The sequence below is a fragment of the Streptomyces massasporeus genome (assembly GCF_014648995.1).
Lineage (GTDB): Bacteria > Actinomycetota > Actinomycetes > Streptomycetales > Streptomycetaceae > Streptomyces > Streptomyces massasporeus.
Genome location: NZ_BMSE01000008.1, coordinates 83,890 through 103,486, shown reverse-complemented (window position 1 = coordinate 103,486; position 19,597 = coordinate 83,890). Strand labels below are relative to the sequence as shown.

Annotated in this window: 21 protein-coding genes and 2 pseudogenes; 12 read left to right on the top strand and 11 right to left on the bottom strand. The window is 70.9% G+C overall.

From position 1 onward, the window contains the following. Nucleotides 1-18: 18 nt before the first annotated feature. On the top strand, nt 19-897 hold the full coding sequence (locus IE153_RS19370) for a helix-turn-helix transcriptional regulator (RefSeq protein ID WP_438817924.1): 879 nt from the start codon (nt 19-21) through the stop codon (nt 895-897). On the opposite strand, the gene IE153_RS19365 is transcribed toward IE153_RS19370, so the two are convergent. Next, nucleotides 894-1,403 carry a type III secretion system chaperone family protein gene (locus IE153_RS19365; protein ID WP_097217406.1) on the bottom strand — a complete coding sequence of 170 codons (510 nt, stop codon included), beginning with the start codon at nt 1,401-1,403 and terminating at the stop codon, nt 894-896. The genes IE153_RS19370 and IE153_RS19365 overlap by 4 nt on opposite strands. Then, a complete protein-coding gene (mshA, locus tag IE153_RS19360) occupies nt 1,396-2,733 on the bottom strand; it encodes a D-inositol-3-phosphate glycosyltransferase (RefSeq protein WP_189590933.1) in 1,338 nt (445 codons plus the stop codon). The genes IE153_RS19365 and mshA overlap by 8 nt, the downstream gene beginning before the upstream one ends. Nucleotides 2,734-3,064: 331 nt before the next feature. On the opposite strand from mshA, the gene IE153_RS19355 reads away from it, so the two are divergent. The 5 genes from IE153_RS19355 (at nt 3,065) to IE153_RS19335 (ending at nt 7,983) form a co-directional block, all read left to right on the top strand. Then, the gene (locus IE153_RS19355) at nt 3,065-3,676 is read left to right on the top strand and encodes a dihydrofolate reductase family protein (RefSeq protein ID WP_189590931.1); all 612 of its coding nucleotides are present in this window, start codon (nt 3,065-3,067) and stop codon (nt 3,674-3,676) included. Nucleotides 3,677-3,735: 59 nt separating this feature from the next. Then, the gene (locus tag IE153_RS19350) at nt 3,736-4,152 is read left to right on the top strand and encodes a CPCC family cysteine-rich protein (protein ID WP_189590929.1); all 417 of its coding nucleotides are present in this window, start codon (nt 3,736-3,738) and stop codon (nt 4,150-4,152) included. A 30-nt stretch (nt 4,153-4,182) separates the two neighbouring features. Next, nucleotides 4,183-5,001 (top strand): class I SAM-dependent methyltransferase, encoded by an 819-nt coding sequence (locus IE153_RS19345; protein WP_189590928.1) that lies wholly within the window; start codon nt 4,183-4,185, stop codon nt 4,999-5,001. Nucleotides 5,002-5,246: 245 nt separating this feature from the next. Beyond that, the gene (locus IE153_RS19340; protein ID WP_189590926.1) at nt 5,247-6,335 is read left to right on the top strand and encodes a C40 family peptidase; all 1,089 of its coding nucleotides are present in this window, start codon (nt 5,247-5,249) and stop codon (nt 6,333-6,335) included. A gap of 301 nt (nt 6,336-6,636) precedes the next feature. Further along, nucleotides 6,637-7,983: a PP2C family protein-serine/threonine phosphatase gene (locus tag IE153_RS19335; RefSeq protein WP_189590924.1), complete on the top strand. Its 1,347-nt coding sequence runs from the start codon at nt 6,637-6,639 to the stop codon at nt 7,981-7,983. Nucleotides 7,984-8,163: 180 nt separating this feature from the next. Here IE153_RS19335 and IE153_RS19330 read toward each other — a convergent pair whose 3' ends face one another. The 3 genes from IE153_RS19330 to IE153_RS19320 all read right to left on the bottom strand — a co-directional run bounded on the left by IE153_RS19330 (nt 8,164) and on the right by IE153_RS19320 (nt 10,017). Next, nucleotides 8,164-8,496 (bottom strand): DUF2516 family protein, encoded by a 333-nt coding sequence (locus IE153_RS19330; protein WP_179879122.1) that lies wholly within the window; start codon nt 8,494-8,496, stop codon nt 8,164-8,166. A gap of 107 nt (nt 8,497-8,603) precedes the next feature. Continuing rightward, nucleotides 8,604-9,272, bottom strand: coding sequence for a hypothetical protein (locus IE153_RS19325; RefSeq protein WP_189590922.1), 669 nt, complete (start codon nt 9,270-9,272; stop codon nt 8,604-8,606). A gap of 88 nt (nt 9,273-9,360) precedes the next feature. Next, on the bottom strand, nt 9,361-10,017 hold the full coding sequence (locus IE153_RS19320; RefSeq protein ID WP_189590920.1) for a helix-turn-helix domain-containing protein: 657 nt from the start codon (nt 10,015-10,017) through the stop codon (nt 9,361-9,363). A 419-nt stretch (nt 10,018-10,436) separates the two neighbouring features. Here IE153_RS19320 and IE153_RS19315 point away from each other — a divergent pair. The 3 genes and pseudogenes from IE153_RS19315 to IE153_RS19305 form a co-directional block, all read left to right on the top strand. After that, nucleotides 10,437-11,048 (top strand): annotated as a pseudogene (locus tag IE153_RS19315) (TnsA-like heteromeric transposase endonuclease subunit); the annotation flags it as partial. Then, nucleotides 11,014-11,244, top strand: a complete 231-nt coding sequence (locus IE153_RS41670; protein ID WP_229829057.1) for a hypothetical protein — start codon at nt 11,014-11,016, stop codon at nt 11,242-11,244. The pseudogene IE153_RS19315 and the gene IE153_RS41670, both read left to right, overlap by 35 nt. Before the next feature lie 661 nt (nt 11,245-11,905). Continuing rightward, the gene (locus tag IE153_RS19305) at nt 11,906-12,235 is read left to right on the top strand and encodes a hypothetical protein (protein ID WP_189591287.1); all 330 of its coding nucleotides are present in this window, start codon (nt 11,906-11,908) and stop codon (nt 12,233-12,235) included. Between the two features lie 3 nt (nt 12,236-12,238). Here IE153_RS19305 and IE153_RS19300 read toward each other — a convergent pair whose 3' ends face one another. Then, the gene (locus IE153_RS19300; protein ID WP_189590919.1) at nt 12,239-12,862 is read right to left on the bottom strand and encodes a TetR/AcrR family transcriptional regulator; all 624 of its coding nucleotides are present in this window, start codon (nt 12,860-12,862) and stop codon (nt 12,239-12,241) included. Nucleotides 12,863-12,930: 68 nt separating this feature from the next. On the opposite strand from IE153_RS19300, the pseudogene IE153_RS41665 reads away from it, so the two are divergent. Continuing rightward, nucleotides 12,931-13,311 (top strand): annotated as a pseudogene (locus IE153_RS41665) (hypothetical protein); the annotation flags it as partial. Further along, on the top strand, nt 13,312-14,253 hold the full coding sequence (locus tag IE153_RS19295) for an alpha/beta fold hydrolase (RefSeq protein ID WP_308432196.1): 942 nt from the start codon (nt 13,312-13,314) through the stop codon (nt 14,251-14,253). It begins immediately after the preceding pseudogene. 184 nt (nt 14,254-14,437) lie between these two features. Here IE153_RS19295 and IE153_RS19290 read toward each other — a convergent pair whose 3' ends face one another. Continuing rightward, the gene (locus tag IE153_RS19290; protein ID WP_189590918.1) at nt 14,438-15,019 is read right to left on the bottom strand and encodes a TetR/AcrR family transcriptional regulator; all 582 of its coding nucleotides are present in this window, start codon (nt 15,017-15,019) and stop codon (nt 14,438-14,440) included. Nucleotides 15,020-15,170: 151 nt separating this feature from the next. On the opposite strand from IE153_RS19290, the gene IE153_RS19285 reads away from it, so the two are divergent. Further along, a complete protein-coding gene (locus IE153_RS19285; protein ID WP_229829069.1) occupies nt 15,171-16,640 on the top strand; it encodes an MFS transporter in 1,470 nt (489 codons plus the stop codon). 122 nt (nt 16,641-16,762) lie between these two features. On the opposite strand, the gene IE153_RS19280 is transcribed toward IE153_RS19285, so the two are convergent. From IE153_RS19280 to IE153_RS19265, 4 genes are all read right to left on the bottom strand, one after another. Beyond that, entirely contained in the window at nt 16,763-17,749 is a 987-nt protein-coding gene (locus IE153_RS19280; protein WP_189590917.1) for an alpha/beta fold hydrolase, read from the bottom strand. 206 nt (nt 17,750-17,955) lie between these two features. Beyond that, nucleotides 17,956-18,573, bottom strand: coding sequence for a GNAT family N-acetyltransferase (locus IE153_RS19275; RefSeq protein WP_189590916.1), 618 nt, complete (start codon nt 18,571-18,573; stop codon nt 17,956-17,958). Nucleotides 18,574-18,639: 66 nt separating this feature from the next. Further along, the gene (locus tag IE153_RS19270) at nt 18,640-19,011 is read right to left on the bottom strand and encodes a VOC family protein (RefSeq protein ID WP_189590915.1); all 372 of its coding nucleotides are present in this window, start codon (nt 19,009-19,011) and stop codon (nt 18,640-18,642) included. After that, on the bottom strand, nt 19,008-19,556 hold the full coding sequence (locus tag IE153_RS19265) for a DUF6817 domain-containing protein (RefSeq protein WP_097217420.1): 549 nt from the start codon (nt 19,554-19,556) through the stop codon (nt 19,008-19,010). Before IE153_RS19265 ends, IE153_RS19270 begins: the two co-directional genes overlap by 4 nt. Nucleotides 19,557-19,597 lie beyond the last annotated feature (41 nt).

Below are 19,597 nucleotides of genomic sequence, written 5' to 3'. Positions count from 1 at the left end.
GTCTTGTACGTTCTTTGCATGGCCTCCGAGTCCTCCCGGGCCGTCTCCGAGTCCTCCCGGATCGCCTCCGAGCCCTCCCGGATCGTCTCCGAGCCCTCCCGGATCGCCTCCGAGCCCTCCCGGATCGTCTCCGCCTGGCGGCCCGCCGTCGAAGGTGTCGTCGAGGTCTTCCACGCGCGGTTCACCGAGTACGCGTATCCGATGCACGTCCACGACGCCTGGACGCTGCTGATCGTCGACACCGGCGCCGTACGGTACGACCTCGACCGGCACGAGCACGGCACCCCGCACGACACCGTGTCGCTGCTGCCGCCGCACGTGCCGCACAACGGCTCCCCCGTCACCCCGGAGGGCTTCCGCAAGCGGGTGCTGTACCTGGACGGCACGCATCTCGGGGACGAGTTCATCGGGGCGGCCGTCGACCGGCCCGATCTGCGTGATCCGCTGCTGCGGCGCCGGGTGGGGCAGTTGCACGGCGCGCTGGGGCGGCCCGGTGAGGAACTGGAGGCCGAGAGCAGGCTGTTGTTCGTCGGGGAGCGGTTGCGCGGGCACCTGCGCGGCGACCCCGCTTCCCCGCGGCCGGCCGATCCCGTCCTCGCGCGGCGCCTGCGCGAGTTGCTGGACGAGCGGATCGTCGAGGGCGTCGCCCTGCGGGAGGCCGCCGGGCTGCTCGGCGCCCATCCCGCCCATCTCGTACGGGCGTTCAGCGCGGCCTACGGCATCGCCCCGCACCAGTACCTGACGTCCCTGCGCGTGGGACGCGCCCGGCGGCTGCTCCTGGAGGGGCGCTCACCGGGCGATACGGCGGTGGCGGCCGGGTTCTACGACCAGTCGCACCTCACCCGGCACTTCCGCAGGCTGGTGGGGGTGCCGCCGGGGCGCTACAAGGCGGGTTAGCGCTCGGGGCGCTGAGTGAGGTGGGCGAACGCGTCCAGGTTGCGGGTCGATTCCCCCCGCGACACCCGCCACGCGTACTCCTTGCGGATCGCCGAGGCGAAGCCCAGCTCCAGCAGGGTGTTGAAGGCGCCGTCGGAGGCCTCCAGGACCTGGCCGAGCAGCCGGTCGAGCTCGTCGGGGGTGACGGAGGGCAGGGAGAGACGGCCGGTGACGTAGACGTCGCCGTGCTGGTCGACGGCGTAACTCACGCCGTAGAGCTTGAGGTTGCGTTCCAGCAGCCAGCGGTGGACGCCCTGCTCGTTCTCGTCGGGGTGGCGGATGACGAAGGCGTTGAGCGACAGGGAGTGGCGGCCGATGATCAGGGAGACGGTCGTCTTGAGCTTGCGGGTGCCGGGGAGCTGCGCGACGTAGGTGCCGGGCTGGGGGCTCTCCCACTCCAGGTCGGCGTCCTTCAGCGCTCCCTCGACGACCTGTGCCGCGCGCTGTTCCTGATCGGTTTCACCCATGCAGCGAGCGTACGCGACGGCGGTGCGCCTGCATGGCGGCCGTGTAGACGTCTGCGGTGGCGGCGGCCGCCGTGTCCCAGCCGAAGGACTGGGCGTGCCGGGCGGCCTGTCCGCCGAGCCGGGCCGTCAGGTGCGGGTCGTCGGCGAAGTCGCCCAGCACGCGCGCGTAGTCGGCCGGATCGTGCCCGCGGACGAGGAAGCCGGTGTGCCCGTCGCGCACGGCGACCGGCAGGCCGCCGACCGACGCCGCGAGCACCGGGGTGCCGGCCGCCTGCGCCTCTACGGCGACCAGGCCGAAGGACTCGCTGTAGGAGGGCATGACCAGTACGGAGGCGGCGCGGAACCAGTCCGCGAGCTGCTCCTGGCCGACCGGCGGGCGGAACCGTACGACGTCCGCGACGCCGAGGCGCGCGGCCAGCTTCTGAAGACCCTCGGGCTTGGCGAGGCCACTGCCGGAGGGGCCACCGACGACGGGCACGAGGATGCGTGAGCGCAGTTCGGGGCGTTCGTCGAGGAGGACGGCGACGGCGCGCAGCAGCACGTCGGGGGCCTTCAGGGGCTGGATGCGGCCCGCGAAGAGCGGGATCAGCGCGTCCTGGGGCAGACCGAGGCGGGCCCGGGCGGCGGCGCGGCCGTCGGCGGGCGAGAAGCGGCTGAGGTTCACGCCGGGGTGGACCACGGCGACCTTGTCCGTCTCGGCCGCGTAGTGCCGTACGAGTTCGTCGGCCTCTTCGGTGGTGTTGGCGATCAGACGGTCGGCGGCGGAGACGATCTGGGTCTCACCGATGACGCGGGCGGCCGGTTCGGGGCTGTCGCCGTCGGCCAGGTTGGCGTTCTTGACCTTGGCCATGGTGTGCATGGCGTGCACCAGGGGCACGCCCCAGCGCTGTGCGGCGAGCCAGCCGACGTGGCCGGAGAGCCAGTAGTGGGAGTGGACCAGGTCGTAGTGGCCGGGGCGGTGGTGGGCCCAGGCCTGCATCACGCCGTGGGTGAAGGCGCACAGCTGGGCGGGGAGGTCCTCCTTGTTGAGGCCCTCGTAGGGCCCGGCGTCGACGTGCCGGACGAGGACGCCCGGGGCCAGCTCGACGGTCGGCGGGAGGGCTGCCGCGGTCGCGCGCGTGAAGATCTCGACCTCGATGCCGTGCGCGGCGAGGCGCTGGGCGAGCTCCACGATGTAGACGTTCATGCCGCCGGCGTCGCCGGTGCCCGGCTGGTGGAGCGGGGAGGTGTGCACGGAGAGCATGGCGACGCGGCGGGGCCTGCGGTGCAGCCGCAGGCGCGCGGACGACGACGCGGAGCGCCGACCGAGCCTGCCGATGTACTGGCTCACGTGGCGTTCCTCCTCGCCTCGGGCATGCCTCTCGCAGGGCGCACGATGCCCTCCGACGGGGTCCAACACCGGAGGGAGGTGCTCCATTTCCGGATTCGGGAGTTTTACCGAATCATTACCGCCTGTCGCTCAACCGTTCGAGGCGTGGAGGGGCGGGTCCTCCGGCCGCCGCCGGGGATTCACCGGCGGGGAGATCCACCGGCCGGGAGGACCAGCCGGGGATTCGCACGGTCTCGCGTGCGGCTCCCCGGCGAGTCACCGCGCCGACGAGTCTCCGCGCCCCACGCTGTCGGAAGGAGTGACGGGACGAGCGGGAAGAGGGTGGCGCGTGATGAAACTGGTGGTGCAGGAGTTTCTGTCGCTCGACGGTGTCTCCCAGGGGCCGGGCGCCCCGGACGAGGACACCAGTGACGGCTTCGAGCGGGGCGGCTGGTTCGTTCCGTATCTGGACGAGGAGTTCGAACGGCTGGCCGGCAGCTGGCTCGGCGAGGCGGACGCGCTGCTGTTCGGCCGCCGGACGTACACGAGCTTCGCCCGGGACTGGCCGGCGATGACCGGCCATCCCCTCGCCGGGATCATGAACAGCCTGCCGAAGTACGTCGCCTCCCACAGTTTGGCCGAGGCCGGGTGGAGCCCGACCACGATCCTGTCCGGCGACGTCCCCGCCCAGGTCGCCGAGCTGAAGCGGCAGCCCGGGCGGGAGCTCCAGATCCACGGCAGCGCCCGCCTCGCCCAGTCCCTGCTGGCCGCCGGGCTCGTCGACACGCTCCGGCTGGCGATCGCGCCGGTCGTGGTCGGCCAGGGGCGGCGGCTCTTCCCGGACGGCGGTGCCCCCGCGGGGCTGCGGCTGACCGGCCAACGGACGACGCCGGGCGGTCTGTCGGTGCACGTCTTCGAGTCGGCGGGGGCGCCCGGGTTCGGGACGTACGGGGGCGGGGCGTAGCGGCCGAGGCACGCAAAAAGGCGAGGCGGCAGGCCCCCGGGGTCTCTACCCTCACCGGCATGACAGGCCCACGGCACCACCCCGCACCGCCGCCTCCGCCCGAGGAGTTCCTCCCCTGCCCGTGCTGCGGCCACCAGACCCTCGGCGAGCTGTGGGCCTACGAGATCTGCCCGGTCTGCTACTGGGAGGAGGACCCCTTCCAGCTCCGCCACCCCACGTCCGGCGGCGGCCCCAACCACGGGCTGAGCCTGATCGAGGCACAGGCCGACTTCCGGCGGATCGGCGCGGTCACCGAGGAGATGCGGCGCCACGTACGGCCACCACGGGACGACGAGCCGATCGACCCGGGCTTCCGGCCCGCAGACCCGGACCGGGACCCGTTCGAGCAGGGTCCGTCCCACGACCCGATGCCCGGCGACCTCACCACCCTCTACTACTGGCGCCCCACCTACTGGCGGCGGCACCTCGCGCCCTGACAGCGCCGACGGCCGCTTAACCTCGTACGCATGACACCCCGCGCAGCCACCCGCCCCTTCGGCACGGTGACGCGCGGGACGACCAACCCCAACCGGCTGCGCCGCATGGACCGCTGGATCGCGGCCACGCACGGCGCCGAGCTGCGCCGCGCCGCCGACCCGGTGGCGGTGGACCTCGGGTACGGCGCCGCCCCCTGGACGGCTGTGGAGCTGCTCCAGCGCCTGCGCACCGTCGCGCCACGCGCGCGTGTCGTGGGCGTCGAGATCGAACCGGCCCGGGTCGCGGCGGCCCTGCCCTACGCACGGGCGGGGCTCGTCTTCCGGCACGGCGGCTTCGAGATCCCGATTCCCCAGCGGCCCCTGCTCGTCCGCGCGGCGAACGTGCTGCGGCAGTACGACGAGGGCGAGGTCGCGGCGGTGTGGGAGCGGCTGTGCACGCGGCTCGCCCCGGCCGACCCGGCGACCGGGTCGCGCGGCGGGCTGCTGGTCGAGGGGACCTGCGACGAGATCGGACGCCGCCACGTGTGGGTCGCGCTCGGCCCGGAGGGACCGCGCACGGTCACCTTCGCGACCCGGCTGGGCTCCTTGGAGCGCCCCTCGGACCTGGCCGAACGCCTGCCGAAGGCGCTCATCCACCGCAACGTCCCGGGTGAGCCGGTGCACGCCTTCCTGCGCGACTTCGACCGCGCTTGGGCCGCCGCCGCGCCCTACGCCTCCTACGGCGCCCGCCAGCGCTGGATCCGGGCGGTGCGGGACCTGACGGCGGACTGGCCGGTGACGGACGGGCCGGTGCGGTGGCGGCAGGGGGAAGTGACGGTGCGGTGGGAGGCGTTGGCTCCGGGCACCTGAGCTCTCGGGACCGGTCAGGGACCTGGACGAAGGAACCGGACATGACCCGGACGACGAACCGGTCAGGGCCCGTTGGAACGATCTCTTTGAGTCGTTCGTCACACAGACGGGGAGATCGTATTGCCGGGGGCATACCGCCGAGGGGGTGGCGGGAAGTACTACCCCTGTCGCTTTCCGAGACGACATGGCAGCATCCCCAGGCGAACCACAAGTTACTGACGGTTAATCAGTTTGGGGGCTGAGGTATGGGAACGGGCAAGCGTGGCCTGATCGCGACGGCGGTGGCCGTGGTCTGCGCGGTCACGGTGCTGGCCGCACCGGGCACGGCGTTCGCGAACCCCACCCCCTCACCCACCCCCAGCGCGGGACAGACCCTCGCGCCCGCCAAGGACCTCGAGGCCGTCCGTAAGAAGCTCGACAAGCTCTACCGCGCCGCGGCCCGCGCCACCGACGAGTACAACGCCGCCGACGAGAAGGCGGACAAACAGTCCACCCAGGTCGTCGAACTGGCCAAGAAGATCGTCAAGGGCCAGGAGAAGCTCAGGAAGCTGAAGGACCGCGCGGGCGCCGCGGCCGCCGCCCAGTACCGCGGGGGCGGACTGCCCCCCGAGGCCCACCTGGTGCTGAGCGACGATCCGCAGGACTTCCTCGACGGCGCGGGCCGGGTCCGCGAGGGTCACCACGCGACCAAGGGTCTGCTCGGCGAACTGACCCGCACCCAGGAGGACTTGGAGCAGTACGCCAAGGACGCCTCCGCGCAGCTGAAGAAGCTGGAGGCGGGCCGCAAGGCCAAGGCCGCCGCGCAGAAGAAGATCGAGAAGCAGATCGCGCAGGCGGAGAAGCTCGAGTCGGCGCTGCAGAAGGAGGAGCAGGACCGCCTCGCCGAGCTGGAGAAGGAGGCCGCGAACAAGGCGCAGACCGCCTGGCTCGACTCCGGCATCCTGAACGAGATCAACGGAAAGGCCTCGGCGCAGGGCAAGAAGGCCGTGAAGTACGCCACGGCCCAGATCGGCAAGCCGTACCAGTGGGGCGCCGAGGGCCCGAGGACCTACGACTGCTCGGGGCTGACGTCACAGGCCTGGATTTCCGCCGGTCGCGGCATCCCGCGCACCTCGCAGGAGCAGTGGAAGCAGCTGCGGCACATCGACGTCCAGGACATGCGGCCCGGCGACCTCATCATCTACTTCGGCGACGCCAGCCATGTCGCGATGTACATCGGCGACGGGGCGATCGTGCACGCCCCGCGCCCCGGCCGGACCGTGACGATCGCGGGGGCGGGATCCATGCCCATCCTCGGGGTGGTCCGCCCGGACCCCGGCACCGGCGCCAACTGAGCGCGGACGGCGACCGGACGGCGGCACACCGAATATCGGACACCCGCGGTGACCTGGCCCACGTGACCCACTGCACGCTCCGCCCACTGCACACCGTGCGCTGACGTGACGTTCGTCATCCCCGCAGCATCTCCGAGCTGTCCAACTGCGGGGCATATCGCGGCATATGACACGGGCCGGTGGCGCGGCGGCGTGGCTCACACCATTCCAATGCGGCGCCGACACCCGCTATGGTCCCGCTCGGTGGGTCGAGGTCCCTCGCCCCACCATGCCCTCGGGGGGAGGGAAGGAACCCAAGACGATGCCCGTACCCATACCGCGGCAGAGAGCGATCCCGGCCGTGGAGAGTGGTCAGGCGCAGGCCGCGTCCCCGCGCGGCGGCTCGGCCGAGGAGTCCGTGAAGGACGCCTCACCCGTGGGCCGCACGCCGGACACCGCCGGGAACACCACGAACAAGGTGGAGAACAACACCGCCCACACCAACCTGACGCTGCTGCTGATCGAGGACGACCCGGCCGGTTCGCCGATCGTGCCGGACATGCTCGACCAGGCAGGCAAGCCGATCCGCGTCCGCACGGCCCGCAACCTGACGGAGGCCGGGCGGCTGCTGACCGACGACGTCCACTGCATCCTGCTGGACCTGGCGCTGCCCGCGCCGGGCCACGCGGACTCCGAGGACGAGCTCGCCGTGCTCAAGCACGTGCTGGAGCTCGCGCCCCGGCACGCCGTCCTGGCGCTGACCGCGTCCGGCGACGCCGAGCGCGGCGCCGAGGCGGTGCGGGTGGGCGCCCAGGACTATCTCTTCCGCGACGAGCTGGACGGCAGGCTGCTGAGCCGCGCGATCCGCTACGCGGTGGAGCGCAAGCGCTCCGAGTCGGCCGAGCGCCGCCTCGCCGAGGGCCGGCTGCGCGCGCAGGAGAACCGCCGCCTGGAGCGCGGCCTGCTGCCGACGCCGCTGCTGGAGGGCTCCCCGCTGCGGTTCGCCGCCCGCTACCGCCCCGGCCGCTCGCGCGCGCTGCTCGGCGGTGACTTCTACGACGTCGTCCGCACGCCGGACGGCACCGTGCACGCCATGATCGGCGACGTCTGCGGCCACGGCCCGGACGAGGCCGCCCTCGGTGTGGAGCTGCGGATCGCGTGGCGCGCGCTGACCCTGGCGGGCCTGTGCGGCGACCAGCTGCTGGGCACGCTGCAGCAGGTGCTGGAGCACGAGCGGGCCGACGACGAGATCTTCGCGACCCTGTGCACGGTGGACATCGCGCCGGACGGCCGCCGCGCCGGGCTCTGCCTGGCGGGCCACCCGTCGCCGCTGCTGGCCCGCCCCGGCAAACCGGCGCGCCTGCTGCCGTACGACAACAACGGACCGGCCCTCGGGCTGCTGCCCGGCGCCCGCTGGCCGCGGATGCAGGTGGAGCTGGGGGCCGAGTGGAGCCTGATGCTCTACACCGACGGCCTGATCGAGGGCCACATCGGCCAGGGCCGGGAGCGGCTCGGCCAGGACGGCATGACGGAGATGGTCCGCCGCCAGTTCGCCGAGGGCCTGCGGGGCGAGCAGCTGCTGCGGGCGGCGGTGAACGAGGTGCGCGAGCTCAACGGTGGCGAGCTGACGGACGACGTGGCGGTACTGCTGCTGGACCGGGTGCCGTAGGTCGGCCGGAGGCCGGGGGCGGGCCGAACGCCCGGAACGAGACAGAGAGCCGAAAGCCGCGAAGCCCCCGGCGAAAGCCGAAGGCCCCCGGGGGCGAAGGCCCGGGAGCGAGATCCGAAGGCCGGGGGCGAGAGCGCGCGGCCCCCGCTGGCGGCCTGGGCCGAGAGTCTTGGCCGGCTCTTACCGGCCGCCGTTCCACGGGCCGTACGGGCCGTCGCTGCTGGAGCCGCGGTTGCTGCGGCCGCCGCCCGGGAGCGCGCGGATCGCGGGCCGTACGTCGACCATGTACACGATCGTCGCGATGAGGCCGATGATCGGCAGGAACGACAGGATCGGGAAGAGCAGGTTCACCACGAAAGCGATCCCGAGGATGATCAGCCAGAAGGGCTTGGTCTTCTTGTCGGCCGCGCGGTAGGCGTCCTCCCGGCGCACCGCCGCGTCGAACAGCGCGAAGCCGCTGAAAACGATCAGGGCCATGCTCAGAAGCCACATAAACCCTGCGAAGCCCTGCATCAGCACAACGTCCACCACCTGACTCGGCTCGTCCTACGCCGTCACCGTACCCGTACAACGGGCCGGACACCCCCAGGGTGCCCGGCCCGTGTGATCGCTCCGCCGCCCTACTTCGCGGGCGGGGTGGTCTTCTTCGCGGTGGTGGGCTTGCGCACCGGGGCCTTCTTGGCCGCGGGGGCCTTCTTCGCCGGGGCGGCGGCGGCCGGCTTGGCCGGCTCCTCCTTGACCTCGACCGGCTGCGGCTTCGGCTTCGGCTCGACGGCCACGGCCAGCTCCTCGACGCCCTCGGCGACGTCCTCGATGCTGTCGGCGGCCTCGCCGCGCCAGGTGCGCACGGCCTGCTCACCGTGCTCGGCGACCTTCTCGTAGGTCTCGCGGGCCTTGACGGCGTACTCGGCGGCCACGCCGACGCCGCGCAGCGCGAAGTCCTGGGCGTTCTCGCCGAACTTCTTCAGGTCCGCGTCGAGGTTGCTGCCGAGCTTCTTGAAGTCGGAGTCGAGGGAGCCGATGAACGCCGTGACCTTGGTCTGAAGGGTCTCCTGCGTCTCCTTGACGCGGGCGGAGGCCTCCTTGGCCCGGGCGGACGCCTTCTCCTGGACCGCCTTGGTGTCGGTGTTGCGCACGGCTTCGATCCGCGCGGGGGCCTCGGAGCGCAGCTGCTCCACCAGGGCCGGCACCTTCTTGGCCTGCTGAAGGGCGAGGTCGGCGGTGCCTGCGGCGAAGTAGAGCGGCGTCGGGTCGCTGAAGGTCTTGCGCAGGTCGTCGGTGATGGCCATGGTGATGGTCCTCCCGGATTCTGTCTCGCTTGAGGGTTCGGCTGAGGGTTGTGTGATCCGCGGCGGGCGGCCCATGCCCTGGTCCGGCTCAGCCGGCCGTCTGCTGCGGATCGGTGTCGCTGCCGCCGGTGCTCTTGCGGGTCCGGCGGGTGGCGGTCGTACCACCGTCGTTCGTGCTGTCGCTCTTGCCGGCGCCCTTGCCGGCGGTCTTACGGCTACGGCGCCGGGCGGGCTGACCACCGTCGGCCGACCCGGTCGGCGATATCTCGATACCGACGTCGGCGTCGGGAGCATCCCCGTTCACGCTCACCGCACCGTCACCGGTGACGACACCGACGACGCCCGCGCCGCGGGGGCCGTCTTCGGCGCTCGGGACATCGATGCCGTCGCCGATCCCGAACCCGTTCTCCTTGCGGAAGGACTCGTAGATCTGCAGCAGCACCTGCTTCTGCCGCTCGTTCAGCGTCGGGTCGGCGAGGATGACGGCCCGCGTCTCCACCTCGTCCCGGTCCCGCTCGGCGTCGAGGATGCCGGCCCGGACGTACAACGTCTCGGCGGAGATCCGCAGCGCCTTGGCGACCTGTTGCAGCACCTCCGCGCTCGGCTTGCGCAGCCCGCGCTCGATCTGGCTCAGATACGGATTGGACACCCCGGCGGCATCGGCGAGCTGCCGCAACGAGAGCTGCGCAGTGCGCCGCTGCTCGCGCAGATAGTCACCGAGATTGCCGACGTTGAGCGATGCCATGCCTCCACAGTGCAGCACTCCGCTAACTATTGCAAGCACCTGCTTGCAATAGTGCGCCACACCACGTGGCCGGTCACGGCAGTCGTGTCCCGTCTCCGTGTAGTTGAGGCAGTCCCGGTCTTTGTGAGGCATCTGGTCACACGTCTCGCTCAATCTCGGGCATTCGGTGCGGTGTCTCGGTCAACCTGAGGCAGCGATTCGCTCTGCCTTCTACGGTCGTTACGGCTGGTCAGCGCGCCGAGTGGGGGTGGCTGGTGGAGGCAGGTGACTTCTGGCTGGAGTACGTCGACAGCCGGGGCGAGTCACAAGGTGGGCCGCTTGAGGTGGTGTGGCCTATCTGCTTCGAGGCTGTCGGGCAGGTTCGGGTGTTTCCGTCGCGCCGGGGGCAGCGTCATTTCCCCGGCTGATACTGGGCTGCGACCAGCGCCGAATTGGTGGGTTACGAGTCGTGGGTGGAGCTGAGCCACCTGATGCGGCTGGATGCCGACCCGGAGGTGATCGGGGTGCCTTCCCAGCCGTTTCGGCTGTCATGGCGGTCCGGCGGCGGGCGTCGGCGGATCAGGCACACGCCGAACTATTTCGTACGCCGTCGGGACGGCAGGGCGGTGGTCCTGGACGTGCGTCCGGATGAGCTGGTCGAGCCGGAGGACGCGGCGAAGTTCACGGCTACGGCAGTGGCCTGCGCCCGAGTCGGCTGGAGCTACAAGCGGGTCGGGGTGATCGATCCAGTGCAGGCAGCGAATCTGCGCTGGCTGTCGGGCTATCGGCATCCGCGGATACGGCGTGAGCTGGTGGCGGAGTGTCTGCGGGCGGCGTTCACCCAGCCGCAAGGCTTGCTTGCCGGGGTCCGGGCGGTCGGAGATCCGATCGCCGTACTGCCGGTGCTCTTCCATCTGCGCTGGCGCCGGGAGCTGGCCGTGGATCTGGTCGGCGAGCGGCTGTCGGCGGCGACGGTGGTGCATCCGGCACCCGTCGCGGCGAGGGAGGTGGGGAGCGATGCCAGCACGTCCGCGGCTTCTGTCGCTGGGTGACCGGGTCCGCTACGAAGGTCGTGAGCACAGCGTCGTCGCTCTGCACGGGACGGCGGTGCGGCTGGTCGATGATGCCCAGGCCGCGAGCGTCGTGCTGCTGGGCCATCTGCTGGCCTCCGAGGGATTCGCCGTGCTCGGCACAGGTCCGTCCCGCCCGCCGCTGCCGGAAGAAGGGGTGCTGAATGGCCTGCCCTAGGAGGAGGCGGAGCGGGTGAGGTGGTGGCAGCGGCACCTGACCGAGCTGATGACCGGCCGCCCGGATGCTGATCCCGGCATGCCGGTGAGGGCCGAGTACGACCCGGACGTGCGCTCGGTGCGCCAGCGGGAGCTGGCCAAACTCGCCGAACTTCTGGAGGCCGGCGAGGAGGTGGCCTTGAGTACCCTGCAGCGGCTACGCACCCGTTTCGAGCGGGAGGGGGTGGCGGGGCTGGTGGACAGGCGGCTGGTCAAGCCCGCCACGGGGACGGGCCGGGCCGATCCGCGAGTGGTGGCGGCGATCGAGAAGGTCGTCAGCAGTCGGACCGATGAGGCGACCGTGTCCGCGCAGGTACTGCGGCGCCAGGTCGAACGTCTGCTGGCGGACGAGCACGGCACCGGGACGGTGGCGATGCCGTCGCGGGCCGCCTTTTACCGGCTGCTTCGGGCGGTCTCGACGGGGCGGCATCTGCTGGGCTCGGCCCGCACGCGCCGTTCAGATCGACCTCTCCCACGCTCCAGAAGTCGTCCGCGCCCAGCGCCTCCTCGACCGGCTGGAACGCCGGCACGGGACGTTCGCTCTGGGAACCACCTACCGCCACTGCGAGCGCTTCTGGAGAGAGATCGACCGACGGGCACTGGTGCGCGGCGACCGGGACTCCGTGCTCGCACGCATCTACCGGCCCGGCTCCAAGACCCTCCCGGACCGCTTCGACCTCATCCGATCGCAGCGCTTCCACCGGGCCGCCAACTACCCCCAAGTCGCCAGGTTCACGAAACTACTCATCTCCCTCGCACAGCGACCGGAGACCGAACGCAAAGTCGCGCACCTCACCGACACCACCCAAATCGAGTTCGAGCAAGCCTTCCGCCTGGACCACCGCCCCCGAGGCATCACGCTCCCGTGGCTCCGCAACGGCCTTGTCGGCCTGGTGGAAGTCGTCGCAGATCTGACGCACGACGGTGAACCCGAAGACGCCTCACCTGACTGACCGTCACGAAGGATCCGCGTCGTGATCGATGAGGGACACCCCGGATGCCAGAGCACGGGCAACGTCGGCGAAGTACTGCTCGTCAGCACCAGGGGCAAGACCGAGAGGGACGCCCTGGCCGAGGCCGACAAACAGCGCCCTGAGCGCTGTGGTCAGGCGTTGTGCCTGTTGCGACGTCACGACGCTTCCGTTGTGCGACCTCCCGGTGAACAGCGCGACCAGATGGTTCTCCTGCGCCCGGATGGAAGTGGCGAGCTGGGCTCCCAGCTCTGGGTGATGCAGGGCCATGTCCAGCAAGGTGATCTGGAGCGACAGGCGAGACAGCGCGTCCGGGGCGTCACAACTGCGCCGGTAGTACCGGGCAAAGGCGTCGACCGCCTCCAGCAGATCAAGCCCAGCGGGAACCGCCTGCTCGATCTCCTCGTAGTACGGCCGCAGGTAGTCGGCGACCAGGGCGACCACCAGGCCGTTCTTGCTCCCGAACAGTGAGTAGATGGCGCCGGTGGTCAGGTCGGCGCGTTCGGCGATCTCCTCAAGCCTGGCCCGGTATCCGTCCCGGGAAACGACCTGGAACGCGGCGTCCAGCAAGGCGCGGCGGTTGCGTTCCTTGGCCTCCGCTCTAGTCATTCTCATAGTTTGATTATTGCCGTAATCTCATTACGGAACCAGTCGGGACGACCTTGAGGAGGACGCTCATGGCCCAGGCCGTGGCACCGCGGGTGACCCGCCAGACGGTGGGCGCCATCGCCGACGGCGCCTTCAAGGTGTTGCTCGCCGCTGCCTACATCGCCGGCGCCGCCCCGCTCGGCCGGTTACTCGGCACGCCGACCTGGCTGATGGTCGTCTCAGGCATGGCCCTGCTGATCGGCGGCGGCATCGAGATCAGATACACGCGCAGCCGGTCGTTGCGCACCTACACGCAGCTCATGATTGCCTACGACAGTGGCTGGGTGTTGGCGGCCTTGATCGGCCTTCTGATGGCGCGACAGGGCAGCAGCGCCGGGGGTGAAGTCTGGATGGGGTACCAGACAGCAGCCCCCATCGTGTTCGCCGCACTGCTGGTCGCCGCTGCCCCCATGCAGGCAGGCCACACGGATCTCGGCACCCGGGCCATATCTCTCACTAGAACGATCTATCAAGAAAAGTGCGACCGAGCCGGAGGCAGCGCCATGCCCGAGATCGAGTTGAGCGCAGGGACGATCGACTACGAGGACACGGGCGGTGACGGCCCCGTCGTGGTCCTGGCTCACGGCCTCGGCTTCGACGAGTCGGTGTGGAGCGAGGTCGTCTCCGACCTCCGGCCCGACTTCCGTGTGCTGGTCCCCGTACTCCCGATCGGCAGCCACCGGCGGCCGATGCAGCCGGACGCCGACCTGTCCGCGCACGGCATCGCGTCGCTTCTGGCCGAGTTCATGGACTGCCTGGACCTCCAGGATGTCACCCTCGTCCAGAACGACACCGGAACGGCTCAACTCCTTGTCGGCGTACGAGACCATCGCATCGCCCGGCTCGTCCTCACCTCCTGCGAGGCCCTGGACAACTACCCACCGGGCATTCAGGGCAGAACACTCCACCGGGCCAGCAAGATTCCCGGCGGCCTCTTCCTCCTCCTCCAGTCCTTCCGCTTCCCGGCCCTGGCTCGCATGCAGACGTCACTCGGCGGGATGGCGAAGAAGCGGCTCCCGAAGGAGCTGATCGCCCGCTGGTACGGCCCACTGCTGAGCAGCCGCGACATCCGGCGCGACTTCGCCAAGTTCTGCCGCAGCGCGGACCCGGACTGCTACCTGAAGGCCGCTGCGAGCCTGCCTTCTTTCACTCGCCCAGCACTGGTCGCCTGGGGCGCCGAGGACCGCATGATGCCGCCCGCCACGGGGCGTCGTCTCGCGGAGCTGCTGCCGAACGCCCGCTACGTGGAGATACCCGACGCCCGCACCCTCGTCCAGTTCGACAACCCGGTCGGCCTCACCGCGGAGCTCCGCCACTTCGTCAAGGAACACCCGCTGCCCGGGGAGAGCTGAGCGGGGGCGTCGAGGCCGAGCCAGCCACATGCCATCCAGCGCGGGGACCTGAGATGAGCAGGTCTGGAGGAACACGGCGAGCGCGGGTGGGAATTTCAAAGAGCGCCAACAGGATTGAGCGAGCCAGCCAATCCGCCCCGTCTCGCTCAAACTGAGGCACTCCAGGTCAGGCACTCACGCTGCCTCATCTTGAGCGAGACCGGACAAGTCGGTCGACCAGCCCGTCGATGTAGTCCGGGGTGAGCGGGACCATGCCGAACAAGGCGCGGATATACATCGGGGCCAGGATGTGGTCCAGCACCTCGGACGCGTCGAGTGCGCGCTCGCCGCGGTCGCGGGCGCGATCGAGCATGGACTGCAGTTGCCGGGTGCGTTCGGCGCGGAGGTCGGCGCCGGCTTGCAGCCCCTGCTGACCGCTGCTCGACAGGGCGACGGCCAGGTGCAGCACCGCCGGGCCGTCGGGTCCGGTGATCTCGCGGGCCACTTGGGCCGCGTAGGTGCGCAGGTCACCGGCGAGGCTCCCGGTGTCGGGCATCGGCGACTGCGCGTTGAGGCGGGTGAGCGCCACGTCGGTGAGCAGGGTTTCCAGGTCGCCCCACCTGCGGTAGATGCTGCTGTCGGCTACGCCCGCGCGGGCTGCGACATCGCCGACGGTGAAGTTGCCGTAGCCGCGCTCACTGATCAGGCCGGTGACGGCCTGATGCACCTGCGCGCCGACGCGGGCGCTGCGCCCGCCGGGCCGCCGGGCTCGCTGTCGCTCGTTCATGCCACCACCTTAACGCAGTCAGTACTTGCGTTTGCGAGACGATCCTCCCTATAGCCGCCCTAACGCAGTCGCTGACTGCTTTAGAGCGCTCAGGTGTATCACCACCCGCGTCGACCGCGACCGGGCGTAACCAACGATTGAGGGGCATCCCATAGCTGCATCGCATGCGACCGCAGGCAGTCGATCGAACCGGACCGTGCTGCTCACGGTGTCCTGCCTAGGCCAATTCATGGTCCTGCTCGACAACACGATCGTCGGAGCGGCACTGCCCGATATGCAGCACCGGCTGCACACTCAGCTGACCGGACTGCAATGGATCGTCGACGCGTACGTACTGCTGGTCGCCATGCTGCTGCTGTCGGGCGGTGTCTTCGCCGACCGATTCGGCCGCAAGCGGGTGTACCTGACCGGCGTGGCGGTGTTCACCGCCGCGTCGCTGCTGTGCGGCCTCGCGCCCTCGCTCGGCTGGCTGGTCGCCGGCCGGGTGCTGCAAGGCATCGGGGCCGCGGCGCTGAGCCCTGCCTCGCTCGCCCTGCTCGCCGCCGCCCATCCCGTGCCGCAGGAACGAATCAAGGCGATCGGGCTGTGGGCCGGACTCAGCGGAATCGGTCTGGCCGCAGGCCCCGTGGCCGGCGGCGTGCTCACACAAGCCTTCGGCTGGCCCGCCATCTTCCTGGTCAATCTGCCCATCGGCGTGGTCCTGCTGCTGGCCGGCCTGCGCTACCTCGGCGAGTCCCGCAACCCGAGCGCAGCGGCGATCGACATCCCGGGCACGGTGCTGTCCGTTCTGGCGGTGGGGGTACTGACCTATGGGTTGATCGAGGGGGGTACCCGCGGCTGGACCTCACCGATGATCCTGGGCAGCTTCGTCGCCGCGGGGATCCTCCTCGCCGCCTTCGTCGCCGTCGAAGCCCGTCGTTCCGCCCCGATGCTGCCGCTGCGGCTGTTCGGGCAGCGCCTGTTCACCGTGTCCAACACCGCCATGGTCGTGGTGGGGTTCGCGCTCATGGGCTCGTCGTTCTTCTTCTCCCAGTTCTTCGTGTACGTCCAGGGCAGCTCAATCCTGCGCGCCGGCCTGCAGACCCTGCCGGTATCCCTCGCCATGGTGATCGTCAGCCCGTACGCGGGCCGACTCGCCGCCCGGTACGGCTTCCGAATCGTGGTCACCACCGGCCTGGCCCTGGCCGGCCTGGGACTGCTGGCGCTCGGCATTGTGCATGCCGACACCGGCTACGGCAACGTGTGGTGGCGGCTGGGGCTCGTCGGCATCGGCTTCGCACTGGCCATATCCCCACTGACAGGCGCGGCCATCCAAGCGGTCAGCCCGCAGGAAGGCGGCCTCGCCTCAGGCATCAGCAGCACCACCCGGCAGATCGGTGCGGTGCTCGGCGTGGCGGTGCTCGGGGGCATCGTCCGCACCCGACAATCCGGCGGCGCCTCCTTCGAGACCGGCCTCAACAGCGCTTTCCTCGCTGCCGGCGCCATCAGTGTGGCCACCGCCGTGGTCACCGGCCTGTGGCTGACGAGGTCCAAGCCCTCGGAAGGCTCCGCGGCGCCGCGACGTTCCACTGATCCAGGCGTGGTCACTGCCTCGAACGAGGCATCCGTGAACAGCCGTTGACAAGAACGACCGCCTCGGCCGGGCGGAGCGGCTGCGGGACCCATGCCCACAGTCAGCTGGGACAGGACACACGGCGTCCCGCTCGAAGCGCGTGGCCGGGCTGCCCGGTTGACCCGCCTGGTTCAGCCCTGGAGGGTGGCGAGCCAGTCGGTCAGCAGGCTGTTGACCTCCTCGGGGCGTTCCTGCTGGATCCAGTGGCCGCAGCCGTCCAGGATGTGGGAGGCGGACAGGGCGGGGAGGGTGGTGGGGAAGGCGTCGATGGCGTCGGCCATCCAGGTGGTGGAGGCGTCCAGCGCGCCGCCGATGAACAAGGCGGGCTGTGTGATCGGGGCTCCGCGGTAGGGAGCGAGGTCTTCCCAGTCGCGGTCCATGGTGCGGTAGCGGTTGAGGGCGCCGGTCAGACCGGTGCGCTCGAATTCCCCGGCGTAGACGTCGAGGTCCTCCTCGCTCAACCAGGCCGGGAGCTGTCCGGCGGGAAAGCGGTCGCGCATCCGACCGCCCGGGGCGAGGAAGTGCGGGTCAGGGTCGCCCTCGGCCGGCATGGTGTCCGCGGACAGGGCCGCGTAGAAGCCCGCGAGCCAGCCCCGGACATCGGGCTCGATCTCCGCCTCGGCGCGGCCGGGCTGTTGGAAGTAGGAGACGTAGAACTCCCGTTCGGGTCCGCCGACCCGGCCGAAGACCTCGGAGGGTCGCGGGCCGCCGGGCGGCGCGTACGGGACGCTCAGCAAGCCGACCGCGCGAAAGACTGCGGGGTGGATCAGGGCGGAGGCGGCGGCGATGTTGGAGCCCCAGTCGTGGCCGACGACCACCGCGCCGTCCTCGCCGAGGGCGCGCACGACGGCGACGGTGTCGTCCACCAGGTCGAGCATGCGGTAGGCATCGGTCGCCGCGGGCTTGGAGGAGCGGCCGTAGCCGCGTACGTCCATCGCCACCGCCCGGTACCCGGCCGCGGCGAGGGCCGGGAGCTGACAACGCCAGGAGTACCAGGACTCGGGGAAGCCGTGCACGAGCAGGATCAACGGCCCGCGGCCCTGCTCGACCAAGTGCAGGCGCCCGGCCGGGGCCTCGACGATGCGGTGGCGGAGTGCGGCGGTCGACTCGGATCGCATGGGCGGCTTCTCCTCGGTTCGCGGGCGGTCGGCAGGTACCCATGGATCATGCGGCGCGGCGGCCACCGACGCGATCGACGTTGCCGATCCGGCAACTCACAGGCCAGGTCGGGGTGCTCGGCGGTAAGCCTGCTGAAGGAGCAGTGGTGACAGGCCGTGACTCGTTCGGTGACGACGATGCTGCTTCGTTCGGTCTCCTCGCCCCGTCACCCGGCCAGGAACGAGTGGAGGTCGGCCACCGCGAGGGCCTGTTCGGCCTCGTACGCCTCGAAGGTGCTCACGCGTCGAAAGCCGAGGCGGGCGGCCAGGTCGAGGGAGCGGGTGTTGGCCGTCTGGGTCACGATCAGGACCGGCTGGTCGGGCAGTTCGGAGGCGGCGGCGCGCAACGCGGCGGTGGCTGCCTCAAAGGCCAGTCCCGTGCCCCAGGCGGGGCGGCGCAGGACGTAGGTCAGTTCCAGTTCCCCGCCCTCCTCGGTGACGTGTCCGGGGAGGGCGGCCGGGCGTCGGTGGATCAGGAGCGTCCCGACGAGGTCGTCGGTCGTCCGGTCGGCGATGACGAACGTGCCGGGCTTGTCGGTGACGTGCGCGACGCCCATCGTGTCGAAGTACTGCTCGACCGCGGCCACCGGCCTCGGGCCCCCGAGGTGTAACCGGACCTGGGGATCGGTCTGCAGCTCGATGAATCCGGCACGGTCGGCGTCGTGCGCCTTGCGCAGCCGGAGCCGGGGCGTGGTGATCTCCGTGGCGGAGAGGGTGGGTGAGGCGACCACCGAGGCCGGGGGATTCGGTGTGTTCTGTTCGTTTCGTGTGTTGGACGGGGTCATGGATCCCATCCTGACCGAGTCGGCCCCGTCGGCCGGGGCTTCGTTGCCCGGGGCCGGCCGACCGCCTCATTCAGGCTCGACGAGACCCCCGACGATGCAGAAGGGATGCCCGGCCGGGTCCGTGAGGACGCGCCACCTTCCCGCGTTCGGCTGATGTTCCGGTTTGCCGGCGCCCAGTCTCAGCAGTCGCCGCTCCGTCTCGTCCAGATCCGCGACCCGGAAACAGCAGTGCAGCTGCTGGGGAACGGCGGGGTCGGGCCAGCTGGGCGGCCGGTGGCCGTCGATCCGCTGGAAGGCGAGGGAGAGGCCGTTCTCATCCTCCAGCGCGGCGAAGTCGGCGTCCGACTTCGGGTGCAGCTCCAGGCCGGTGGCCTGCTGGTAGAACGCCGCCAGGGCGAGCGGGTCGGCACAGTCCAGGGTGATCGCGCTCAACTTCATCCGGCGAGCACCTCCTGGCAGTCCGACCAGGCGGGTCGGCTCAGCAGGGAACGGACGCGGGTGAAGAGGCTGAGGAGGTCGGGGCCCCACCGGTCACGGAAGGCGGGGTCGAGGCGAGCGAGGTCGATCTCGTTGGCGGCGGACAACTCGGCGAAGTCCCGCCGCGCCTGCGGCTCGGGGGTATGGCGCAAGCCGGTGAACCGGTCGTGGAAGGGTCCATCAGCCTCCGCGAGCGTCGGATAGGTGGCCCCGCGATCGCACGAGGCGTACAGATACACCAGAGCCTCGGCCTCGGCGCCGACCGCCGACGCGAGTTCGTCACGGCGGTCCAGGGGCAGCAGGGCGTCCGGAAAGCCGTCGGTGCCGTAGAACGCGTGGCACAGACCCGCCAGTTGGAGGGCCGGGCGGGCTCCCCACTCGGCGAGTTGCCTCTGCACCCGCGTGAGGTGGGCGAGGAGGGTGCCGCCCGGATGGGCGATGTCCGCCGCGCCGAGCCCGCTCAGGAGGGCGACGGCCGGTCCGGACTCGGCAAGGGAAGCAGGCACGGGGGCGGGGTCCTTCCGGCAGAGGTCGAGGGCGGCACCAT

Coding starts and splice junctions, on each gene's coding strand:
- IE153_RS19370 (WP_438817924.1), top strand. CDS start 19: ATGGCCTCCGAGTCCTCCCGGGCCGTCTCCGAGTCCTCCCGGATCGCC.
- IE153_RS19365 (WP_097217406.1), bottom strand. CDS start 1,403: ATGGGTGAAACCGATCAGGAACAGCGCGCGGCACAGGTCGTCGAGGGA.
- IE153_RS19355 (WP_189590931.1), top strand. CDS start 3,065: ATGAAACTGGTGGTGCAGGAGTTTCTGTCGCTCGACGGTGTCTCCCAG.
- IE153_RS19350 (WP_189590929.1), top strand. CDS start 3,736: ATGACAGGCCCACGGCACCACCCCGCACCGCCGCCTCCGCCCGAGGAG.
- IE153_RS19345 (WP_189590928.1), top strand. CDS start 4,183: ATGACACCCCGCGCAGCCACCCGCCCCTTCGGCACGGTGACGCGCGGG.
- IE153_RS19340 (WP_189590926.1), top strand. CDS start 5,247: ATGGGAACGGGCAAGCGTGGCCTGATCGCGACGGCGGTGGCCGTGGTC.
- IE153_RS19335 (WP_189590924.1), top strand. CDS start 6,637: ATGCCCGTACCCATACCGCGGCAGAGAGCGATCCCGGCCGTGGAGAGT.
- IE153_RS19330 (WP_179879122.1), bottom strand. CDS start 8,496: ATGCAGGGCTTCGCAGGGTTTATGTGGCTTCTGAGCATGGCCCTGATC.
- IE153_RS19325 (WP_189590922.1), bottom strand. CDS start 9,272: ATGGCCATCACCGACGACCTGCGCAAGACCTTCAGCGACCCGACGCCG.
- IE153_RS19320 (WP_189590920.1), bottom strand. CDS start 10,017: ATGGCATCGCTCAACGTCGGCAATCTCGGTGACTATCTGCGCGAGCAG.
- IE153_RS41670 (WP_229829057.1), top strand. CDS start 11,014: ATGCCAGCACGTCCGCGGCTTCTGTCGCTGGGTGACCGGGTCCGCTAC.
- IE153_RS19300 (WP_189590919.1), bottom strand. CDS start 12,862: ATGACTAGAGCGGAGGCCAAGGAACGCAACCGCCGCGCCTTGCTGGAC.
- IE153_RS19295 (WP_308432196.1), top strand. CDS start 13,312: ATGCAGGCAGGCCACACGGATCTCGGCACCCGGGCCATATCTCTCACT.
- IE153_RS19290 (WP_189590918.1), bottom strand. CDS start 15,019: ATGAACGAGCGACAGCGAGCCCGGCGGCCCGGCGGGCGCAGCGCCCGC.
- IE153_RS19280 (WP_189590917.1), bottom strand. CDS start 17,749: ATGCGATCCGAGTCGACCGCCGCACTCCGCCACCGCATCGTCGAGGCC.
- IE153_RS19275 (WP_189590916.1), bottom strand. CDS start 18,573: ATGACCCCGTCCAACACACGAAACGAACAGAACACACCGAATCCCCCG.
- IE153_RS19270 (WP_189590915.1), bottom strand. CDS start 19,011: ATGAAGTTGAGCGCGATCACCCTGGACTGTGCCGACCCGCTCGCCCTG.